19 protein-coding genes are annotated in these 20,602 nt (G+C 64.4%); 11 read left to right on the top strand and 8 right to left on the bottom strand.

The features are described 5' to 3' along the window. Nucleotides 1–2: 2 nt before the first annotated feature. From JGU71_RS27240 to aroQ, 3 genes are all read right to left on the bottom strand, one after another. Nucleotides 3–626, bottom strand: coding sequence for an NAD(P)-dependent oxidoreductase (locus JGU71_RS27240; RefSeq protein ID WP_199708239.1), 624 nt, complete (start codon nucleotides 624–626; stop codon nucleotides 3–5). 125 nt (nucleotides 627–751) lie between these two features. After that, complete coding sequence (locus JGU71_RS27235; RefSeq protein WP_199708238.1) at nucleotides 752–1,144, bottom strand: DUF4189 domain-containing protein; 393 nt, start codon at nucleotides 1,142–1,144, stop codon at nucleotides 752–754. 119 nt (nucleotides 1,145–1,263) lie between these two features. Beyond that, the gene (gene aroQ, locus JGU71_RS27230; RefSeq protein WP_199708237.1) at nucleotides 1,264–1,704 is read right to left on the bottom strand and encodes a type II 3-dehydroquinate dehydratase; all 441 of its coding nucleotides are present in this window, start codon (nucleotides 1,702–1,704) and stop codon (nucleotides 1,264–1,266) included. A 115-nt stretch (nucleotides 1,705–1,819) separates the two neighbouring features. Between aroQ and JGU71_RS27225 the strand changes: the two genes are divergently transcribed. Continuing rightward, nucleotides 1,820–2,200 (top strand): VOC family protein, encoded by a 381-nt coding sequence (locus tag JGU71_RS27225; RefSeq protein WP_199708235.1) that lies wholly within the window; start codon nucleotides 1,820–1,822, stop codon nucleotides 2,198–2,200. Here the strand turns inward: JGU71_RS27225 and JGU71_RS27220 are convergent. Together JGU71_RS27220 and abmR are read right to left on the bottom strand one after the other, a co-directional pair. Then, complete coding sequence (locus tag JGU71_RS27220) at nucleotides 2,180–3,814, bottom strand: ATP-binding cassette domain-containing protein (RefSeq protein ID WP_199708233.1); 1,635 nt, start codon at nucleotides 3,812–3,814, stop codon at nucleotides 2,180–2,182. The genes JGU71_RS27225 and JGU71_RS27220 overlap by 21 nt on opposite strands. 156 nt (nucleotides 3,815–3,970) lie before the next feature. Continuing rightward, nucleotides 3,971–4,525: an ATP-binding transcription factor AbmR gene (gene abmR, locus JGU71_RS27215; protein WP_199708232.1), complete on the bottom strand. Its 555-nt coding sequence runs from the start codon at nucleotides 4,523–4,525 to the stop codon at nucleotides 3,971–3,973. Between the two features lie 122 nt (nucleotides 4,526–4,647). Here abmR and JGU71_RS27210 point away from each other — a divergent pair, with 122 nt between their 5' ends. Further along, nucleotides 4,648–5,964: an MFS transporter gene (locus JGU71_RS27210; protein WP_199708231.1), complete on the top strand. Its 1,317-nt coding sequence runs from the start codon at nucleotides 4,648–4,650 to the stop codon at nucleotides 5,962–5,964. Here the strand turns inward: JGU71_RS27210 and JGU71_RS27205 are convergent. Next, nucleotides 5,957–6,406, bottom strand: a complete 450-nt coding sequence (locus tag JGU71_RS27205; protein WP_372433241.1) for a hypothetical protein — start codon at nucleotides 6,404–6,406, stop codon at nucleotides 5,957–5,959. The two genes, JGU71_RS27210 and JGU71_RS27205, sit on opposite strands and share 8 nt — an antisense overlap. 138 nt (nucleotides 6,407–6,544) lie before the next feature. Between JGU71_RS27205 and JGU71_RS27200 the strand changes: the two genes are divergently transcribed. Next, nucleotides 6,545–7,345, top strand: coding sequence for a hypothetical protein (locus tag JGU71_RS27200; protein ID WP_199708230.1), 801 nt, complete (start codon nucleotides 6,545–6,547; stop codon nucleotides 7,343–7,345). A gap of 4 nt (nucleotides 7,346–7,349) precedes the next feature. Here the strand turns inward: JGU71_RS27200 and JGU71_RS27195 are convergent, their stop codons facing one another. After that, entirely contained in the window at nucleotides 7,350–7,955 is a 606-nt protein-coding gene (locus JGU71_RS27195; RefSeq protein ID WP_199708229.1) for a hypothetical protein, read from the bottom strand. A gap of 79 nt (nucleotides 7,956–8,034) precedes the next feature. Between JGU71_RS27195 and JGU71_RS27190 the strand changes: the two genes are divergently transcribed. Further along, nucleotides 8,035–8,352 carry an ArsR/SmtB family transcription factor gene (locus JGU71_RS27190; protein ID WP_199708228.1) on the top strand — a complete coding sequence of 106 codons (318 nt, stop codon included), beginning with the start codon at nucleotides 8,035–8,037 and terminating at the stop codon, nucleotides 8,350–8,352. After that, complete coding sequence (locus JGU71_RS27185) at nucleotides 8,349–9,206, top strand: SRPBCC domain-containing protein (protein ID WP_199708227.1); 858 nt, start codon at nucleotides 8,349–8,351, stop codon at nucleotides 9,204–9,206. Before JGU71_RS27190 ends, JGU71_RS27185 begins: the two co-directional genes overlap by 4 nt. 17 nt (nucleotides 9,207–9,223) lie before the next feature. Here the strand turns inward: JGU71_RS27185 and JGU71_RS27180 are convergent, their stop codons facing one another. Then, entirely contained in the window at nucleotides 9,224–10,714 is a 1,491-nt protein-coding gene (locus JGU71_RS27180) for a CCA tRNA nucleotidyltransferase (protein ID WP_199708226.1), read from the bottom strand. A 77-nt stretch (nucleotides 10,715–10,791) separates the two neighbouring features. On the opposite strand from JGU71_RS27180, the gene JGU71_RS27175 reads away from it, so the two are divergent. From JGU71_RS27175 to trxB, 6 genes are all read left to right on the top strand, one after another. Next, entirely contained in the window at nucleotides 10,792–11,364 is a 573-nt protein-coding gene (locus tag JGU71_RS27175; protein ID WP_199708225.1) for an NUDIX hydrolase, read from the top strand. Continuing rightward, nucleotides 11,361–13,799 carry a glycoprotein gene (locus tag JGU71_RS27170; protein ID WP_199708223.1) on the top strand — a complete coding sequence of 813 codons (2,439 nt, stop codon included), beginning with the start codon at nucleotides 11,361–11,363 and terminating at the stop codon, nucleotides 13,797–13,799. The genes JGU71_RS27175 and JGU71_RS27170 overlap by 4 nt, the downstream gene beginning before the upstream one ends. Then, nucleotides 13,796–17,824: a lipid II flippase MurJ gene (locus JGU71_RS27165; protein ID WP_199708221.1), complete on the top strand. Its 4,029-nt coding sequence runs from the start codon at nucleotides 13,796–13,798 to the stop codon at nucleotides 17,822–17,824. Before JGU71_RS27170 ends, JGU71_RS27165 begins: the two co-directional genes overlap by 4 nt. Before the next feature lie 278 nt (nucleotides 17,825–18,102). Beyond that, nucleotides 18,103–18,654, top strand: coding sequence for an RNA polymerase sigma factor SigM (gene sigM / locus JGU71_RS27160; protein WP_372433240.1), 552 nt, complete (start codon nucleotides 18,103–18,105; stop codon nucleotides 18,652–18,654). Between the two features lie 108 nt (nucleotides 18,655–18,762). Then, the gene (locus JGU71_RS27155) at nucleotides 18,763–19,479 is read left to right on the top strand and encodes an RsmA family anti-sigma factor (RefSeq protein ID WP_199708219.1); all 717 of its coding nucleotides are present in this window, start codon (nucleotides 18,763–18,765) and stop codon (nucleotides 19,477–19,479) included. 80 nt (nucleotides 19,480–19,559) lie between these two features. Beyond that, entirely contained in the window at nucleotides 19,560–20,573 is a 1,014-nt protein-coding gene (trxB, locus tag JGU71_RS27150) for a thioredoxin-disulfide reductase (RefSeq protein WP_199708218.1), read from the top strand. The last annotated feature ends 29 nt before the right edge of the window (nucleotides 20,574–20,602 follow it).

The raw sequence follows: 20,602 nt of genomic DNA, 5'->3' as shown, positions 1-20,602 counted from the left end.
AGTTACGAAGCGATCATCGGGGCGTCGCCGACGAACCGGTCGCTGGTCAGGCACTCGAGCATCAACGACGCGACGTCACCGCAGGTCACGGTGCTCCACGGCCCGATCTTCAACATGCCCGTCCGCATGTGACCCGTCGGTCCGCCTGCGATGACACGTGGAGCTCGAACTATCGTCCAGTCCAGGTCGCTCTCACCCACCGCCTTTCCCATGATCGCCGCATGACGCACGATCGCAGGCGCAACGGTCTTCATGATCGGCCCGATCAGACGCTTGCCGACGTTCCGCGGATCGCCTTCGATGTGCAGGTGAAAGCCCTGCATGATCACGATGCGCCGCACGCTGTGGCGGGCCATCGCACCCATGATCGCGGCGGTACCGACACTGAGACTTTCCGGTCCACGAAATCCGCCCAAAGTACTGAGTACGGCGTCGGTGCCGGCGACCACGGATTCGACGGCCGCAGCGTCACACGCATCACCCTCGGTGATCGACAGGTGCGGCGATCGAGTCGCGAGCTTGCCCGGGGACCGCACGAGAACTTCTACATCGTGACCGGCATCGAGCGCCTGCTCCAACAACACGCTACCGACATTGCCCGTCACGCCGAACATTGCAATTTTCATGCAACGAACGGTAAAACTCCCAGGTCGGCAGTGGAATACCACTTTTCTGCGATGCCGCCGCCCCACGCGGAACGAGGGGCGCCCCAACCACGTCGGACGTGGTCAGGGCGCCCTCACTCCACGGGTCAGAGGTGGCCGGTCGTGCAGGCCCAGGTGATGATGCGAGCGCCTGCGCCGGGTGTCGCGCCGATTGCGCTTGCTTCCGCGCCCGCGCGGTCCGCGGCGTAGGCCCAGCCCCACGCACCGTTGGGTGCCTGCGCGACCGCACCGCAACCGTTCGCGAAGTTCACGACCGCCTGGCAGTCGTACTGGCCACACGACCCAACGGCGGCACTCTCGGCAGCACCGGCCGAACCGTAGTCGATGGCGTAGGCCGTCGCGCCGGTGTCGATCGAAATGGCGATCGCGCCCCAGTTGTCGTAGCTGTTCGCCGATGCAGGAGCCGCGGCCATCGCGACTGCACCTGCTGCGATGGCGGTGATTGCGGCGGTGCGGGCAACTGTGTTGGTGAGCTTCATGATGTTTCTCCCTGTGCGGTACGGGCGGAGGGGGTTCCGCGCTCGTTCGATGAGGAAGAGATTTCATGAAGCCGGTTACGCGTCCCTTAAAGAAGGCTTAACGCAGGCGTCGGCGCAGGTCAAGAGGTTTCACAGAGGTATTGCACGGCAGCGACGTAGCCGTATGTGCCGAGCCCGGAGATGACGGCGGCGGCGATGGGCGAGACGTAGGAGTGATGCCGGAACGGCTCGCGGGCATAGACGTTGCTGATGTGAACCTCGACGATCGGGACCTCGGGAATGACCAACGCGTCACGCAGGGCGACGGAGGTGTGGGTCAAGCCGGCGGGGTTGATCACGATCCCCGACACTTCGCCGCGCGCCTGATGGATGCGGTCGATCAGTTCGCCTTCGGAGTTGGACGCAAAATCGAGCAGAGCGCGGCCGTTGGCCTCGGCCACTTCGCGGGTCCGGCGAACGACGTCGGCCAATGATTCGCTGCCGTACACCTCGGGCTGACGCACGCCGAGCATGTTCAGGTTCGGGCCGTTGAGCAGGAGAATCGGTGCGGGAGACGTCACAATGGCAACGGTAGCAATCGCGCGCAATCAGATTCGGTCGACAAGCCGGGAACATTCTCCGTACGTCGTACGTTGTAGAGGAATGCGCGTACCGGCGCGCCGGGAAGGAACCCCTATGAAGATCACGTCATCGGCAATTTCACTCAACGTCGCCGACCCGACGGCATCAGCCGAGTTCGCGAAAACGCATCTCGGTTTCACCGAAGACATGTCCGCCGACGGCTTCGTATCCCTGTCGCGTCCCGACGCAGGCTTCAACCTGATCTACCTGCGCACGGGTCTTGGCACGTTCAAGCCGGCGAGCATGGCCGGGTCCGCGGGGCAGGGCCTGCTCGTTGTGTTCGTCGTCGACGCGATCGACGCCGAATACGAACGGCTGACCGCCGAGGGCGTGCTGATCGCGACGCCCATCGAGACCGAACCCTGGGGTGAACGCTACTTCCAGATGCTCGATCCCAACGGCGTCGTGATCCAGCTAGTGCAGTGGATGACCTGACGCTTCGGGATGACCTGAGGCCATGTCATCGGCAGGCACCAAACCGTTCTCGTTGAGTTCCACCCACCGCGTGATACCGATCTGCCGTAGGAACGCGATGTCGTGACTCGCAACAATCAGCGCGCCACGGTAATTCGACAGCGCCTGCGTCAGGTGGGCGAGGCTCGGCAGATCGAGGTTGTTCGTCGGTTCGTCGAGGAGCAGCAACTGCGGTGCGGGTTGGGCCAGCAGCAGCATGGCAAGAGCCGCCCGCAGTTGCTCGCCGCCCGACAACGCCACCGCGGGTTTGTCCGCATCCGATCCTCGAAACAGGAAGCGCGCCAACTGCGCACGAATCTGTTCCGGCAACGCCTGCGGTGCAACGCTTGCGACATTGTCGGCGATCGAACGGTCGCCGTCGAAGATGTCGAGGCGTTGCGGTAACCATCGCCACGGCACACGCGGTCCCGCATCGACGATTGCCCGCAGCAGCGTCGTCTTGCCGATGCCGTTGCGCCCGATCAATCCGATCCGCTCGGGCCCGGATACAGCCAGCGACACAACAGGACCGCACGCAAGCCGGAGGTCGGTCAGCTCGATCACGTCCTGACCCGGAAAGAGCCGCGTTGCAGGCAGATCCAGGCGGATCTCACGGTCGTCGCGCAGCTGCGTCTCGGCCTGCGCGAGTGTGGCCGCAGCATCGGCAGCCTTCTCGATGTGATTGTTGCGAAGCTTGCCCGCGGACTCCTCCGCAGCCATTTTCCGCAAACCCGAAAGGATCTTCGGCACCCGCTTCTCCTCCTGCGCCTTCTTAGCAGTCCGCAGCCGGCGATCGAGTTTGATCCGCGCCTCGACAAGCTCCCGATTCTGTTTGCGGACGTCGCCGCGAGCATCGCGGATCGCCGCTCTCGCAGTTTCCTGCTCCCGCTCCACGATCTGCTGATAGGTCGTGAAATTGCCACCGAACAACCGCATCGATCCCGCGCGCAGCTCGGCGATGTCGTCGGCCCGATCCAACAGGTCGCGGTCGTGACTCACGGTCAACACGCTGCCCCCGAACGCGTCGACCGCCTCGTAGAGTCGTTGTCGCGCATAGCGATCGAGATTGTTGGTCGGCTCGTCGAGCAGCAGCACATCCGGGTCCTGCAGTAGTTCCGCGACAAATCCGAGCAGTACTGCCTCGCCGCCCGAGAGCGTCGACACCGGTCGATCGAGTTGCGCCGGTTCGGACACGATGTGCCCGAGTCCGAGCGAACCGATCAACGCGACGGCACGCTCCTCGACATCCCAGCGGCCGGCCACCACGTCGAAATCGTCCGCGGAACCTGTCCCGGATTCGATACGGTGCAACGCCTTTCGGATTCCATCGATGCCGAGTATCTCGTCGGCATGCCGTCCGGTATCCAGGGCGATGCTCTGGCGCAGATAGCCGATCCGTCCGCCGACCGTGATCGACCCGCGATCCGGCGCGAGGTCGCCCGCGATCAAACGCAGCAACGTCGATTTTCCGGAACCGTTGAGACCGACCACGCCCGTGTGACCCGGACCGAATACAGCATCGATACCGGTGAATTGTGTTGTGCCATCAGGCCAAGTGAATGCAAGGTCGGAAATAGCAATGGAACGAGAGGCCATGGTGCCCTCCAGAGGTTGCGGCGATAACGCAGCGCGCGACGCGGGCTGCAGCTGCAGTTACCTCTACAGGAGCAAGGGTCCTTCTCCGATCATCGACGACAGTCGAGAACAACGATAGATCTCATTACGATGGGTGACAACCGATTTATCTGGACGTCACAACTTCGGGCCTTCGGTCCGCAGATCGTCGACCTTCTTCATCGCTCCGCGCAGTTCGGCGAGCCATTCCTCGGCGTGCTCGCCCGCAAGTTTGACCGTCCATGCCAGGGCGTCCGCACGGGACCGAGCGACGCCGGCATCGACGAGTGTGTCGAGAACCTTGCGCTCGGGCTGGCGTAGTCGCGTCATCACCGGCACCGCGAGGTGGGTGAAGAGCGCTGTCTTGTCGTCCACCTTGACGCCCCAGGCGACCTTGCGTCCGTAGCGGGCTTCGGCTTCGTCGGCGATCTGCATACGCGCGGACCGTGTCGTTTCCCGGAAGCGAGCGACCCGACCTTCTGCCGTTGCGTCCGATTCTGCTTCGTCCGGCTTGGGCAAGGTGCCGATGACGACGATCTCTTCCCGATCGACTTCGACGCTGGCCGAGCCGTCGAACCAGTCGCTCGGCAGTCGGCCTGCGAACCAGTCGGACGCGTCTGCGGCCTCGGGGACGTCGGCCTGCTGCCAACCGCCGGGACGTCCGAATCCTCGACCCCGTGGTGCGTGTTTCATGCTTGCTCCTCTTTCGTTGTAATGATGATTACAACGTTACACCCCATTTTGGTCGTGAGTCTTTTTGGAGGGTCCGCCCTCCGGAAAGACTCACGAGCGCGAAGCGCCTAGAGTCCATCTCCGTGATCGACGACGACCCGGAGCGCGGCATCACCCGCGTTGTCGGCGCGATCAGAGCAAGTCCCGACATCGGTCGACTTGCCACCGTCCGCTTTGCGGGGCAGTTCGGCGACGGCATGTTTCAGGCCGCTCTGACCGGCGCAATCCTGTTCAATCCCGAACGCGAGACCGACCCGTTCGCCGTCGCCGCCGGCTTCACAGTGCTGCTGCTGCCCTACTCGATCATCGGCCCGTTCGCCGGGGCTCTCCTCGACCGCTGGGATCGGCGGCTCGTACTGCTGGTCGCCAACATCGTTCGCGCGATCCTGATTGCCGTTGTCGCAACATGCCTCCTCGCAGGCGCGGGCGAATCACTGCTGCTCCTGCTCGCTCTGTCTGTTGTCGGCGTGAGCCGATTCGTCATGGCCGGCGTATCCGCAGGACTGCCACACGTCGTCAAGCCGTCATGGCTGGTCCCCATGAACTCCGTACTCGCAACCGTCGCGTCAGGATTCGCCGGCATCGGTGCGGCTGCAGCAGTCGCGCTCATCGCAGTCATCGGCGAAGGTGACACCGCATCCGCCGTCGCCGTGATCGGCAGCGCGCTCGGCTCTGTAATCGGTGCAGTCGCCGCAGCCCGGTTTGCCGCCCGCGCACTCGGACCCGACGTCGACCTCGACGCCGGACCTACCGGATTCGACGCGATCCGCGTCGTCGCCGCAGGTCTACGGACCGGAGCGGCAGCGGTCTGGAACTCGCCCGGGGTAACGACGGCAATGATCGGAATCGGTTCGCATCGAATCGTTTTCGGCTCGAACACGCTGATCATGGTGCTGATCCTGCGCGAGCCGGAGGAGGGCGGCAACGTCCCGAACGGGCTCGTCGGCTTCGGGGTCGCCGTTGCTGCGACAGCTTCGGGGATGTTGATCGCAGCCATCGTCGCGCCGTTTCTCATCCCGCGCCTCGGCCGCTCCCGGACCATCGTCGTCGCGCTGTGCTTCGCAGCGGTCGTTCAGGTCGGGTTGGTCGCAACGCTGTCCCAGCAGCTTCTGCTTGCCGGTGCGTTCTTCCTCGGTCTCGCGGGACAGACGATCAAGCTGACGGGCGATGCGGCCATGCAGATCGAAATCGACGACGCCCGACGTGGGCAGGTATTCGCGCTGCAGGACACCGTTTTCAACATCACCTTCGTTCTCGCTCTGGTCGTCACAGCGGCAAACGTTCCCGCCGACGGCCACTCGGTCGCGGTCGCGGTTGCGGTCAGCGGGTTCTATGTCATCGGCCTCGTCGCAATCGCGCTGAACCAGCGCAGAATTACGGCCGGACAAGGGTCTACGTGAACTCCACCGCGTCGAGATAGCCATCACCGTCCGTGTCGGTGACAGTCGCGTCGGGAAGGACGAGGGTGTCGAACCGGCCGTCGCCATCGGCGTCCAGCACATCGTCGACGCCCGGAACAGCACTGTGCATGTCCGGTAACACAGACCCGGGGCCAGGCACCTGCTGATTCCATACACCGGTGCCCGACGGATCCGCGAAGTAGGCGTCGAGTGTGCCGTCGTCGTCGAGGTCGAGGACCGACCTGTCCGCGACGCCGTCGGCATCCGAATCCCACATCGCGTCGTCGGTACGACCGTCGCCGTCGAAATCGAGCGATATCGCGTCCAACGCACCGGGCGGACCGAGGTCGAGATCTGCACTCGAGGACCACAACGTCGGCTCAGCCGCACCTGTGCCGAAGCTGTACTCGAATCCACCCATACCCACTTGGATGCGTGCCACCGAAGAACGGTTCCATACCCGGCGTGCGGGACCGCCGAGCCGAAATCGACGCGTGTCTGCAGCTCAGGCACCCGATCGGCGGCACATGTTGTACGACACGCGGCGACACAGGCAAATCGCCAGTATTCTCGACCAATCATGACCTCGTATTTCGATCCGAAGTCCTGGTCGCCTTTTCGAGCCGCCGGAGTTGGCAAGTCCTGGCTGGACCAGTGGGCAGCCGTGACGACCTCCTGGGTAGATCCGGTGGCGACGTTGGGTGCGGGCACGGTGACTGCCCTGCTACCCGACGTGGTGATGACTGTGCTGACCGACGGCATTCTCAGCCGCTTCCTCGGGCGCGAAATCGACATCAAGGTGCACGGACTGCAGCTGCGCGGCGTCCTCAAACGACTCGTCGCACGCCGTCGTGGCGCACTCTTCGAAGGCGAGATCGAGCTGGTGAACGTCGACTGGGACGGTCACCTCATCGAAGAGGTCCGCGGAATCGCGACGGGGGTCCGCGTTGTTCCCGGCGTCCCGACGCGACTCGATGCCGAGCAGGTCGAGCTGGAAGGTCTCGTGTCCGTTGCGGCCGTCGTCGCCTGGCTGAACACCCGCGGTCTCGACTGGGAGCTCGAAGCGCTGGACTCCGGCTTGATCAAGGCCACCAACCCGGTGAAGAAGCTTGTTGCCGTCGTCGACGCATCCGTCCGCGAAGACCTCGTTCGGCTCGATATCCGTAGCGTCCGCTGGTTCGGGTTCCCCGTGCCGTCCAATGTCGTTCCGCCACGCCATATTCCGCTGGCGCACCTACCCAACGAGGCGAGCATCGTGCGTGCGGTCCGCGAAGACAATCACGTGCGGTTCCTCATTCACGTGCCGAGCGTCACCGGCAAGCTCGACCTCGCGCAGATCCGCAACGCCATCGTTGCCGGGTCCGCGCTCATCGTCTGGTAGCTCGCTAGCCCTGCGAGCTTTCGGGCACTCCGAATTCACCACGCAGCCAGGCAGTCGGTGCGTCACCGAACATCGCGAGCATCGCTGCCAGCAGCGAAACCGCCTGCAGCGCAAACACAATCTGATAGATCGGTGCCGGCTCGGTGAACACGATGTCGTGCCACAACACCAGCAAGCCAAGTGTCATGATGCCGAACACGACCAATGCCGCCCGCGCACCTCGGCTGCGTTTCATGATCATCAACGCGACGAAGCCCAACTGCACGACGACCGCGACCAGCACTGCGCCCAAGATCGCGGGCGGCAAGGCGTCGGCAATGCCACGCGCGCTATCCAACTCGGCGACCGTGTTGTCGCGATCCTTGGTCAAACGCTCGAGCAGCACAGCCGAGTTCTCGTCGAATCTGCCCTGCGCATACACGACGGTAGGTAGCGCGAGCAAAGCCGAGAGCAGCCACAGGCAGCCCGCGATCAACAGCCGTGTCGGTGCCTTCGGCGCGGCGGCAACCTCGAACGGCTTGACCGAAACAGGCGGACGCGGCGGCGGACCCGATCGTCGCGGCGAGGCGGGCGGGCGGTCGGACTGATTGTCATCGGTTTCACGAGGCACGCGACAAGTATCCCGGTAGCGTGGTTAGTCGCTTCTATATGCCCTTGACGTTATATATCGTTAGTGGCATATTGCAGGTATGTCCCCGATCTTCGAGGCACTCGCGCAGCCGGTCCGCCGCGACATCCTGGATTCGCTACGCAGTGGACCGAAGTCCGTCAACGACCTGGTGACCGGGCTCGACGTCAGCCAGCCGGTTGTTTCCAAGCATCTCCGGATACTGCGCGAAGCCGGCTTCGTCACCGTCCGTGTCGACGCGCAACGGCGCTGGTATCAGCTCCGCGCGGAGCCTTTGATGGAAGTCGCGGACTGGCTCGAACCCTACCGATGGATGTGGGAGCGCCGCCTCGATCTACTCGGCGACCACCTCGACACAATGGAAGCGGAGGAATCATGAATACGGAGTTTCTCGACTCGCCGACCCAGCCGTCGATCCGGCTGACCCGCACGTACGACCATCCCGTCGACCGCGTGTGGCGCGCCATCACAACGTCCGACAACCTGAAGCACTGGTTTCCGTGCGACGTCGAGATCGAGTTGGAGCCGGATGGCGTCGTCCGCTTCGGCTTCGGCTTCGGCGGGGGCGGGCGGGTGCGGGCGATCGAACCTCCACATCGGCTGGTGTTCACCTGGGAAGACGACGTGCTCGATTTCCAGCTCGTCTCCTCTGCGGTCGGGACGGTTTTCACACTGACACATCACTTCGGAGACCGGGCAGGCGCAGCGAGTTTCGCCACCGGCTGGGAACAGTGCTTCGCTGCGCTGGAAGCGGTTCTGGCAGATCGCGAACCGGATTCCGCCACAGCAGATCGCCGCGACGAACGCCACGAAGAACTCGTCACCCGCTTCGGTCTCGATCAGCCGCAGGTGACCTACGCCGACGACGGCTGGCGCGTCAGGTTCGAGCGACAGCTCATCTGTAGCGCGGAAGTCGCGTGGAAGCTGTTCTTCGGCGGGGCAGATGCACCCGCCGTCGGCGAGCAGTTTCGGGCGTTCGCGGCACCGGACGTCGTGCTCGGTACCGTCACCGAAATCGACCCGCCGCGCTCGTTCAGCTTTTCCACCGGTGGCGACGAGCCTGGCGAGGACGTCCAGCTGACGCTCGGCGAAGGGACGGGACACGGCGCACGCCTCGTGCTCGAAGTAGCCGGTACCGATCCCGCGGACATCGACGCCGCAATCGATCAGTGGGGTGGTGGCGCGCTCGCGCATATCGTGCGCGAAGCGGCACGCCTGCTACAGGTCGGCTGAGCAGCCGACCAACGACATCAGGCCGTCGAATCGCCCTGCGTCTCCCACCATTTCACAAGTTCGGCTTCGGCCTCGTCGCGGCTCAACGGTCCGCGGTCGAGGCGAAGTTCCTTGAGAAACCGCCAGGCCAGACCGACCTTCGGGCCGGCAGGAATGTCGAGAAGTTCCATGATCGCGTTGCCATCGAGGTCCGGGCGAACACGTGCGAGGTCCTCCTGCGCGGCAATCTTGTCGATCCGCAACTCGAGGTCGTCGTACGTGGCCTGTAGCGCGGCCGCGCGACGTTTGTTACGCGTCGTGCAGTCGGCGCGGACCAATTTGTGCAGTCGGGGGAGTAGGTCGCCCGCATCGGTGACGTAGCGGCGGACCGCCGAATCGGTCCACTGCCCCTTGCCGTAGCCGTGAAACCGGAGGTGCAGGAAAACGAGCTGTGCGACGTCGTCGGTCAGAGCCTTCGGATACTTCAACGCCCGCATCCGCTTGCGCACCATTTTTGCGCCGACTACCTCGTGATGATGGAAGCTGACCCCGCCGCCCGGCTCCAGCCGACGCGTGTCCGGTTTGCCGATGTCGTGCAGCAACGCCGCCCAACGCAGAACGAGGTCGGGGTCGCCGTCCTCTAGGTCGATCGCTTGCTGCAGCACGGTCAACGAATGCTGATAGACGTCCTTGTGCTGGTGATGCTCGTCGATCTCGAGCTTCATCGCAGGCACCTCCGGCAAAACACGATCTGCCAGACCCGTTTCGCAAATGATGTCGACGCCGTCGGTCGCATGGTCGCCGAGCACAAGTTTGTCCAGTTCGGCCTGCACCCGCTCAGCGGTGATCCGATCGATCTCGCCCGCCATCTCGCGCATCGCGTCGACAACCCTCGGCGCAAGTGTGAACCCGAGTTGCGAAACGAACCGCGCCGCACGCAACATCCGTAGCGGATCGTCACCGAACGAATCCTGTGGCGCCGCGGGGGTGTCGAGTATTCCTGCTACGAGTGCATCGAGCCCACCGAGCGGGTCGACGAACTCCTGTGATCCGTCGGCGCCGATCCGAACCGCCATGGCATTGACGGTGAAATCACGCCGAATCAGGTCACCGGCAAGGGTGTCGCCGAACTCGACGACCGGGTTTCGGGAGACGCGGTCGTAGGAATCCGCACGGTAGGTCGTTATCTCGATCTGCTGCTGGTCCTTCGACGCGCTGATCGTTCCGAAAGCGAGACCGGTGTCCCACTGATTGTCGGCCCAGCGACGCAGGATCGATTGGACAGCCTCTGGACGCGCATCGGTGGTGAAGTCGAGATCGGACCCGAGCCGACCCAGTATCGCGTCGCGCACGGTCCCGCCGACCAGATACAGCTCGTAACCCTCTGCCGCGAACAAGGCACCGAGGGGCGTCAGCACATCCGAGAGTCCCCCTAAAGTGACTGCGGCGCCTGCGAGGAGCCGAGCGCGGCGCTCGTCGTCGGAGGATGCGCCGCTCGACGACTTACCGTTCGGGGTTGGAGATGACACAAGGATGCAGCTTAGGTGAGACGTTGCTTCGGAGCGCCCTTCCGGCGGGAGGCGTCAACACAGCTAGAATTGATCGGGTGTCTCCAGCCGAACGCGCCAACAATCGTCGTCGCCAGCCGCGACGCCGGGGTGCGGTCGGAAATCAGACGAAACCGCGGCTCAAGACGGTGCGTGAAACCTCGGCGGGCGGTTTGGTCGTCGATGGACTGGACGGCCCACGAGAAGCGTTGTGCGCAGCGCTGATCGGCCGAACCGACCGTCGCGGCAGGTTGCTCTGGTCCCTGCCGAAAGGCCACATCGAACAGGGCGAAACCGCTGAGCAAACGGCGATGCGTGAAGTCGCCGAAGAGACCGGTATTCGCGGAAAAGTGCTCGCGTCGCTCGGCAGCATCGACTATTGGTTCGTCGCAGAAGGTCGCCGAATTCACAAAACCGTCCACCACTACCTGCTTCGTTATCTCGGCGGCGAGCTCTCCGATGCCGACATCGAGGTCACCGAGGTTGCCTGGGTGCCTCTCGCCGAACTCGAGTCGCGGCTTGCCTATGCCGACGAGCGCCGACTTGCCGAAGTAGCGGGGAAATTGATCGCGCAGCTCGCCGATCCGATCTCGGATCCGCAGCGCCCGACCGTCGGTGCCGGCGACGAATGACGCGGTGGCGGAAACAGTCGCGCATTGCGACGGCTTTGCTGGCAAGCGCGGCGCTGGCGTTGGGTCCGGCCGCGGCGACCGCGATCGCTGTGCCGGGCAACTCGGAGCCCGGTATCCAAGCTCCCGGCACCGAGCAGCCGCTCACCGACCGCGCGCCACGATTTCTGGAACTCTCGGTGGACTCGGTGAGCCCGAGTTCGGTAACCACAACGAGCGACTCGACCGTCAGCGTGAGCGCAACCGTCACCAACGTCGGAGACCGACCCGTCGACGACATCAACGTCCGGATGCAACGCGCAGCCGCAGTGGCAACATCTGCCGAGCTGCGGACCTCGTTGCGCCTCGATCAGTACAACTTCGACATCGTCGGGGACTTCGTCACCGTCGCCGATCGCCTCGGCGCCGGTCAGAAGAAGACGTTCACGTTGACCATGCCGTTGCGTGCGGCCCAGCCCGGACCCGACGCACCACCGAACCTCGGCATCAGCCAGCCGGGAATCTATCCCTTTCTGTTGAACGTCAACGGCGCTCCCGAGTTCGGTGACGAAGCCCGACTCGACGACGCTCGCTTTCTGCTCCCCGTGCTCGGTGTGCCACCGGACCCGACGGCGTCCGACCCAGCGGCGGACGACGCCAGAGCCGTGGCGCCGTCGACGGCGACGCCGGTCGCGACGACACTGCTGTGGCCGCTAGCCGACCGACCCCGGCTCGTCGCAGGCATCCCCGGCTCGCTCGATCAGCGGGTCCGCCTCGTCGACGACGATCTGGCGACGTCGTTGCGGAAGGACGGACGCCTCGGGCAACTGGTCAGCGCACTCGAATTCGCGACCGGACCATCCGCCGACGACGGGAGGCGCTTGCGTGACAGCACCTGCATAGCCGTCGACCCAGACCTGCTGATCACCGTGTCGAACATGGCACGTGGCTATCTCGTGCTCGAAAATCCCGACGATCCGACCGGTCCGACGCGCGACGGTACCGGCGCGGCAGCGGCTGCGGAATGGTTGGAGCAGCTCCGCACGATAGCCACCGAGATGTGCACACTCGCAATGCCGTTCGCGCAGGTCGATGTCCCGGCGGTCGCAGCGTTGAACGATTCCGAAATCACCGCAAGCGCCATCACGGCTCCTGCCGACATCGTCGACGGGATCTTGGGTGCGACGTCGGTCCGCGGCGTCACCTGGCCCGATGCCGGGACGATCGACGACGACACCGGCATGTTCGTGCGCTCGCTCGGAACCACGACGGTCGTCGTCGCCGGAAATGCGGTCGACGGCAACACCGAAGATGTAACTGCGCAGCCCGACCTGGTCCGCATTCCGACCGCGGTCCCGCCTTCTGCGCCGGCCAACACACCGGATGCACCGGCGAACACCGAACCGCTGCACGCCGCGACCTTCGATATCTCTGCGGCGACCGCACTGGCTGCGGTCGGTGCGCAGCCCCAGACGCCGTCGTTCACCCCGGCAAAGGCGCGCTACGACCTGGAAGACGATTCCCGCGAGGCGAGGCTGCAGGATGCGCTCGGCGCGATCAGTTGGTCGGCGCTAACCCCGCAACCCAACCGACCACGATCGATGTTGCTTGTGCCGCCGCAACAGTGGACCGCCGACGGCAACGAGGCGGCAGCGATCCTCTCGGCGGTCACGACGCTGCTTCGTTCCGGGCTCGCCACCCCACGGTCGTTCACCGACCTCCTCGGTCGGCCTGCGGACCTGCGGCCGTTCGCCTTGACCTACCCGCAGCAAGCCGTCGACGACTCGGTACCAGAATCGATCCGTTCCTCGGCGGGCTCGCAAGCTGCGTCGGTGACAGCACTGCTGGGTGCACTCGTCGAAGATCCGCAGTCGGAACTCACGCCGCGACTGTTCGGCGCACCGCTGCGCGAAGACCTGTTGCGCGCGATGTCGCTGTCGGGTCGGCGCGACGACGGACGGTCCGCGGCGGAAGCGGCGGCACAAGCGCGGTTGTCGCAATCGCGACAGTCCGTCGACGCGATGTTCAGGTCGGTAACTGTGCTCTCGCCCGGTGGTGTGTACACCCTCGCCTCGGAACAGAGTCCGCTACTTCTGGTAGCCCGCAACGATCTGCCGGTCGGCATTCGTGTGCGACTACGCATCGATGCACCGCCGGAGATGAAGATCACCGACATCGGCGAACAGCAGTTGCCACCGCGGGGAAGCCGCCCACTTCAGGTCCCCGCCGAGGTCAGCGACACCAGGAACCTGTTCGTCGACGTTGCGCTTACAACACCGGGCGGTCACGACTTGGGCGAACCGACGACCGTTTCGGTGCGTTCCAACGCGTACGGTCAAGCCTTGGCGATAATTACTGGATGTGCAGGCGCATTGCTGTTGCTGTTGGCTGGACGTCGACTGCTGCACCGATTCCGCGGCCAGCCGGATCCAGCCGACGAAGGGTTTGAGCGTTCATGACGGGTAGCGGCCCGCCGCCACGGTCGGCGCCATCGGCACCGTGGGAGCGCACTCCGTGGATAGACCCGCGTCGCACGAATCCGGCACAGCGTCCGAATCAGCCGCAACGTCCTCTGCGCCAGGCACCGCCGCAGGCGTTTCCGCCTCGTCCACTGCCGCACTTTCAACCCCCGCCGAACCAGCAGCAGCGCGCCCAGCCTGTCCGTATTCCTCCCAGCCGTCCCGGCGGCCCGGTTACACCGCCCATTCCGTCGGCACCGGCCCCTGCATCGGTGCTGCTCGAGGAGAAGCCTGCTCGGCGTGAAGCTCCCGACAATTCCAACTCGAAGCTGATCGCCTCGAGCGGTTCGATCGCGATCGCGACGCTGATCAGTAGGATCACCGGCTTCTTCAAGCAGGTGCTGCTGCTGACCGTTCTCGGTTCAGCTATCGCCAGCGCGTACACCGTCGCGAGCGTGTTGCCGAACATGATCGCCGAGCTCGTTCTCGGTGCGGTGCTGACAGCGATCGTGGTCCCGGTGCTGGTCAGAGCCGAAATGGAAGACCCCGATCAGGGCGCAGCGTTCGTCAGACGCCTGTTCACAGCTGCGGTCACGCTGTTGGCGGCCGCTGCGTTGCTCGCGACAGCAGCAGCGCCGATCCTCACGCAGTACGTCTTTCTGTCGAAGGACGGTGAAGTCAACCCGCAGCTGACCACAGCGCTGTCGTTTCTGCTGCTGCCGGCAATCCTGTTCTACGGACTGACCGCACTCCTCACGGCAATTCTGAACACCCGCCAGGATTTCAAGCCCGGCGCGTGGGCACCGGTGCTCAACAACGTCGTCGTACTCCTTGTGCTCGGCGTGTATGTCGCAGTCCCCGGTGACATCTCACTCGACCCCGTCAGCATGGGCGACCCGAAATTGCTCGTCCTCGGCGGCGGCGTCACTCTCGGCGTCATCGTGCAGGCAACCAGTCTCATCCCCGCGATCCGGCGCAACAACATCTCGCTTCGGCCGCTGTGGGGTCTCGACGCTCGACTCAAACAGTTCGGCGGCATGGCGATAGCGATCGTCGTATATGTCGTCATCAGCCAATTCGGTTATGTCTTCGCCACCCGCATCTCCTCGCACTTCGATGCCGCCGGCCCTGCTATCTACAACAATGCATGGCTGCTGCTGCAACTTCCCTACGGCGTCCTCGGCGTGACAGTACTGACTGCGATCATGCCTCGGCTCAGCCGAAACGCTGCGAGCGACGACACTCCCGCTGTCGTCGACGATCTCTCGATCGCGACCCGATTGACGATGATCGCTCTGATCCCAGTCGTCGTTCTGCTCACTTTCGCGGGCACCGAGGTCGGCGAGGCGCTGTACGGCTACGGCAACTTTGCGGGCGACTCGAGCAGACTCGGTTTCGCCGTCAGCTGCTCGGCGTTCACTCTCATTCCCTACGCGGTCGTCCTGATCCACCTCCGTGTCTTCTACGCGCGAGAGAAGGCATGGACCCCGACCTGGATCATCCTCGGCATCACGGTCGTCAAGGTCGGTCTGTCTGCTCTCGCACCCGTCGTAGCCAACGACGCCGACGACGTCGTCATTCTGCTCGGCGTCGCGAACGGCATCGGCTTCTTTTTCGGCGCGATCATCGGCGCCATATTGCTGCGCCGAAGCCTCGGCTCGCTACGACTGGCGAACGTCGGAAAGACGGTGTGGATCGTCCTCGTTGCAGCGCTGGTCGGCGCGGGTGTGATGCGCGGAATCGACTGGCTGCTCCGGTTCGACCGTCTAACCGAAGGGCTCGGCGGCGTCGGTTCGCTGCTTCGTGTGGGTATCGGCGGTCTCCTGATGCTCGCTGTGACGTTTACAATTCTGAGAATCGCAAACGTTCCCGAGATCGTCGCCATAACAGTGGCGTTGCGACGACGACTCGGTGGGACGCGCGTTATCGAACCCGAGCCGGAACCGGCATACGACCCGATGATGGACGCCCAAACGATGGTCATCCCGACTATCAGGGTCGATGCGGTTGATATCACTGGCGTTGGTGAGTTCCCGTACCCTGTTCGGCAGAGGACGGGTGGTCGGCCCCACGTGGGACCAGCGGGACCAGCTTGGGGACAAACTCGTGAAGGAGTGAGGATGGGCGACGATTCGATCGCCGGCAAGCCCGTCGGCAGTACCGCCGCAGATACCTCGAAGCCCACCGTTTCCGGCATCGGTGCTGGTGGTGTGTCGACAGACACTGTGACATCGAACACCAAGCCCGCCGACGAGACCGTGCGGTTCAGCAAGGCCCCCACATCGCCCGACCGAGCCGAACCCGCCGCACCTCCTCGTCCTCCCGTGGACGGCTCCGCAGCGTCCGGTCCGACCCCCTCGTCTTCCCAGCCGTCCGACGCGACCACTCCGGTCCGGCCTCGTCAGCTGCCGCACGACGCAGACGGTCCGATACCCGGGCAGCCTCGACCGCCACGACCAGGCTTCGACGATCCGACGGTTCGGCGTGCTCCTCGCGGACCGAAACTTGTTCCTGGCGCATCCGTCGCCGGTGGTCGCTACCGACTTCTCGCCGCACACGGTGGCTCTCGAGGGCTCACGTTCTGGCAGGCCCTCGACACGAAGCTCGATCGCGAGGTCGCACTGACCTTCGTCGACTCGGAACAGGCAGCAGATCCGACCTCTACCCTCGATGAGGGTCCGCAGGCGATCCTGTCTCGGACGTTGCGACTCGGGCGCATCAATTCCCCCGGTCTCGCCCGCGTACTCGACGTCGTCCGTGGCAGTTCGGGTGGCATCGTCGTCGCCGAATGGACGCCGGGACGTTCCCTCGCGGAGATGGCGGAAACGACGCCGTCGCCGATCGGCGCAGCCCGAGCCATCCGAGCGCTCGCCTCGGCAGCCGAGCTCACACACCGCAGTGGCGGCGCCTTGTCGATCGATCATCCCGATCGCGTTCGCATCAGTGTCGCCGGCGACGCTGTGCTCGCATTCCCCGGAACGTTGGCCGACGCGGATGCTCAATCCGACGTCCGCGGCCTCGGCGCCATGCTTTACGCCTTGATCACCGCTCGCTGGCCCCTGGCCGGCGCTACTCCCGGCGGAGTGTCCGGTACCGCGATCCCCGTTGCGAAGGTCGGCGGTCTCCTGCCTGCCACTCGTGGCGCCGACGGTGCCCCGATCGAGCCACGGGAGGTCCGCCCGGAGGTGCCGTTCGAGATCTCCGCCGTCGCTGTGCGGGCACTCGAAACGAATCGTGGTGTTCGCACCGCCGCCACGGTCCAGCACGTCCTCGACCAGGCTTCTGTTGTCGATCAGAAGACCGACCTGATGCCTGCGCTGCGTCTCGGCCAGCGTGCGCCCGGTTCGTCGGGACATTCGCTCGCCGATCCGGAAGAACTCGCAGCCGAACAGGCCAGGTCCAAGCGGACGATGCTGATGATCGCCGGCCTCGGTGCCGTGGTCATCATTCTCCTTGCAACTGCGGGTGCTCTTCTGGCCAACAAGCTGACCGGCAGCGGGGACGAGGGCTTCACCGTCCCCGGCTTCACGTCGGCTCCCGCGGCGCCTTCGGGCGCAACCGATGCACCTGCGCCAGGGGGCATTGTGGTCCCTGCGAGCGCTGTCGCTGAGTTCTCGCTGCCGGGTCAGGGCACACCCGACAGCCCCGAGGCCGCGAAACTGGTGCTGGACGGCAATCCGAACACTGTCTGGGAGTCCGATCAATACTCCGAGCCTTTCCCGAAATTGAAATCGGGTATCGGCATGCTGGTGACGTTGCCAGAGCCGACCAAGCTGTCGGAGGTGGCGATCAACTCGCCGAGTCCGGGCACGGTCGTCGAGATCAGGTCGTCGCCTTCGACGAACCCGACGCTCGATCAGACTCAGGAAATCGGTTCCGCGACACTGGGTCCCGGCATAACGCAGATTCCGGTGACCAGCGATCAGCCGGTCCGCTACGTGTTGGTCTGGATCACCAAGCTTGCCGAGAAGGGCAACCAGAACCAATCCACCATCGCAGACCTGATCTTCACCGCGCCCCGCTGACACAGTTTCTTCGGTAGGCAAAAGGTAACTGTCGGTTTGCTAGACGATTGATGGTCTGGGTACTATCTATTCGCGCTCCCCACGAGGGAGGCACTGGAACTCCCTACCCGAGTTCCGATCGTCAGCGGAGTCTGTTGGTATGCCGGCAGGGGGGCATATCAGCATTCCGACGGGCTTGGTCGCACCTGAACGACGGTTCTCGCTTATTGTGTTCGTCGGGGAAGTCGACGGATGGGGTCGACACAGTCGGAGTGCGGAATCCAGGGGGGCGGGGAGTGGTGTCAACTGATGTCGATCTGCTTGCTGCCCACGTAGCTGGGGACGGCCACGCGTTCGCCGAGCTGATGCGTCGCCATTACGACCATCTCTGGCAGACAGCGCTTCGGACTTCCTACACACGTGAAGACGCCGCCGACGCACTTCAAGAAGCTTTGCTTTCCGCGCATCGCAAGGCAGCGAACTTCCGAGCGGATGCCGCGGTACGGAGTTGGTTGCACGCGATCGTCGTGAATGCCTGTCTCGATCGCATCCGCCGAAACAAGTCACGCCCGACCGTATCGCTGACGACGGACGAATCCGACGAGCCACGAGACGACCGCAACCACTACGCAGACCTCGAGATGTCCCTCGTAGTACAGAAAGCCTTGATGTCGTTGCCTGCCGAACAACGCGCCGCACTCGTCGCCGTCGACGTCGAGGGCTACTCGGTATCGGACGCCGCGCAAGCCCTCGGCGTTCCGGCGGGCACGATCAAAAGCCGTTGTGCCAGAGGACGCCTCAAACTTGCGGAAAAATTGGACTATCTTCGTGATCCCGGGAACCGAATCTGATATCGGTACGTCGAAACTAGTGTGGGGTAGGAAGTTCTCCGAACCTCGCGCCCAGTACGTCGTGTGGTGTCGCAGTATTCGTGATCGAGTATCAGGTGGAGGCGTGAGATGGGCAGTCGCAGCGGCGTGCCGCAGCCGCCGTACTCCGTCGAACTGCTTGCCGATCTGCACGCCGGCGCCCTCCCCGAAGACGTAGCCAGCGAACTCTGGCCACTCGTCCGCGCCGACGATGACGCGATGCGCACGATGTCCGCCCTCGATCGGGTCGCTGCCCAACTCGGCGATCTCGGCCGCAACACAGGCGTCGGGACGACGATTCCCGACGACGTCGCCGCCCGCATGGAAGCCGCGATTGCGCGCGAGCACAGTTTGACGTCGGTAACGTCCTTGACCTCGCATCCGCGATTCGTCAACCGTCGCCGTTGGGCGCTCGGAGCGGGAGCAGCCGTCGCGGCCGCAGTGGCTGTCGTCTTTGCTGTGGTGGTGCTGCGCGAGCCGACGCCGAGCGGGTCGGTCGAAGCACGGCCGACCTCGACGGTCACACCTGTCGACCTGGGTGACGAACTGGCACCGACCGCGCTGACACTCCTTGGACGCCAAGATGTCCCCAGTGCGCTGGCAGGCAATCTCGGCGAGTGTCTTGCAGCCAACGGTCTGAATCCAGCAGCAAAACCACTGGGCGCAGCACCAGTGACCTTTCGCGGCCAGGATGCGGTCCTCCTGCTCGTCGGCGGCCCGACACCGCCGACCGTGACCGCTGTGGTCGTCGGAACAGGCTGCAAGGCGGACGATCCACAGTTGCGAGCACGGTCGGACATCGGCTGACTCGACGCGAATGCGGGAACAACACCCTTTACGCTGGTGTTGATCGGAATGAATCAACCAGTCCGTACCCGGAAGGACACATGTCCGAAGTGAACGCCCCCTCTGCACAGGCCGCTGAATCGAGCGTCCGCGACCTCATCATCGTCGGCTCCGGACCCGCTGGATATACCGCTGCTGTCTACGCGGCACGCGCCGAACTCGAACCACTACTCTTCGAGGGCACTCAATTCGGTGGCGCACTGATGACGACGACCGAGGTCGAGAACTTCCCAGGCTTCCGCGGCGGCATCATGGGCCCCGACCTGATGGAAGAGATGCGCGAGCAGGCAAAGCGCTTCGGTGCGGATATTCGGACCGAGGATGTCGACGAGATCGACCTGTCAGGTCCGATCAAGTCCGTCACCGTCTACGGAGATACCTACCGTGCGCACGCGATCATCCTCGCGATGGGCGCTGCAGCCCGCTATCTGAACATTCCGGGGGAGCAGGAGTTGCTCGGACGTGGCGTCAGTGCCTGCGCGACGTGTGACGGCTTCTTCTTCAAGGAACAGGACATCGTCGTCGTCGGTGGTGGCGACTCTGCCATGGAGGAAGCCACCTTCCTCACGAAATTCGCTCGCTCGGTGACGATCGTGCACCGCCGCGAGGAGTTCCGTGCATCGCGAATCATGCTCGAGCGCGCGAAGGCGAACGACAAGATCCGCTTCGTACTCAACTCGTCGGTCGTGGCGGTGCTTGGTGAGAACAGTGTCACCGGCGTGACGCTGCGCGACACCATCACCGGCGAAGAGAGCCAGCTCGATGTGACGGGCATGTTCGTCGCCGTCGGTCACGATCCACGCAGCGAACTGGTGAAGGGTCAGGTGGAACTCGACGAGGCAGGCTATGTCCGCGTCCAATCGCCCTCTACCGCAACAACTGTCGAGGGCGTGTTTGCCGCAGGCGACCTGGTCGACCACACCTACCGCCAGGCCATCACCGCTGCTGGCACCGGATGTTCCGCAGCAATCGACGCCGAGCGCTGGCTGTCGGAACGCGGCGACATCACCACCAACACGGTCGACAACGCGGGTCACGCCGTCGCCGTGGGCTGATCGACAAGCCAACCACCCAAGTTTTTCTC

It is taken from the genome of Antrihabitans stalagmiti, from assembly GCF_016482825.1.
GTDB lineage: Bacteria > Actinomycetota > Actinomycetes > Mycobacteriales > Mycobacteriaceae > Antrihabitans > Antrihabitans stalagmiti.
This window is presented reverse-complemented; position numbering and strand designations above follow the sequence as displayed.

What these genes read in the sequence shown, in the direction of transcription:
- JGU71_RS27155 (WP_199708219.1), top strand. Translation starts at nt 18,763, where the DNA reads ATGGGCAGTCGCAGCGGCGTGCCGCAGCCGCCGTACTCCGTCGAACTG.
- JGU71_RS27220 (WP_199708233.1), bottom strand. Translation starts at nt 3,814, where the DNA reads ATGGCCTCTCGTTCCATTGCTATTTCCGACCTTGCATTCACTTGGCCT.
- JGU71_RS27225 (WP_199708235.1), top strand. Translation starts at nt 1,820, where the DNA reads ATGAAGATCACGTCATCGGCAATTTCACTCAACGTCGCCGACCCGACG.
- trxB (WP_199708218.1), top strand. Translation starts at nt 19,560, where the DNA reads ATGTCCGAAGTGAACGCCCCCTCTGCACAGGCCGCTGAATCGAGCGTC.
- JGU71_RS27200 (WP_199708230.1), top strand. Translation starts at nt 6,545, where the DNA reads ATGACCTCGTATTTCGATCCGAAGTCCTGGTCGCCTTTTCGAGCCGCC.
- JGU71_RS27190 (WP_199708228.1), top strand. Translation starts at nt 8,035, where the DNA reads ATGTCCCCGATCTTCGAGGCACTCGCGCAGCCGGTCCGCCGCGACATC.
- JGU71_RS27170 (WP_199708223.1), top strand. Translation starts at nt 11,361, where the DNA reads ATGACGCGGTGGCGGAAACAGTCGCGCATTGCGACGGCTTTGCTGGCA.
- JGU71_RS27240 (WP_199708239.1), bottom strand. Translation starts at nt 626, where the DNA reads ATGAAAATTGCAATGTTCGGCGTGACGGGCAATGTCGGTAGCGTGTTG.
- JGU71_RS27165 (WP_199708221.1), top strand. Translation starts at nt 13,796, where the DNA reads ATGACGGGTAGCGGCCCGCCGCCACGGTCGGCGCCATCGGCACCGTGG.
- abmR (WP_199708232.1), bottom strand. Translation starts at nt 4,525, where the DNA reads ATGAAACACGCACCACGGGGTCGAGGATTCGGACGTCCCGGCGGTTGG.
- JGU71_RS27235 (WP_199708238.1), bottom strand. Translation starts at nt 1,144, where the DNA reads ATGAAGCTCACCAACACAGTTGCCCGCACCGCCGCAATCACCGCCATC.
- JGU71_RS27185 (WP_199708227.1), top strand. Translation starts at nt 8,349, where the DNA reads ATGAATACGGAGTTTCTCGACTCGCCGACCCAGCCGTCGATCCGGCTG.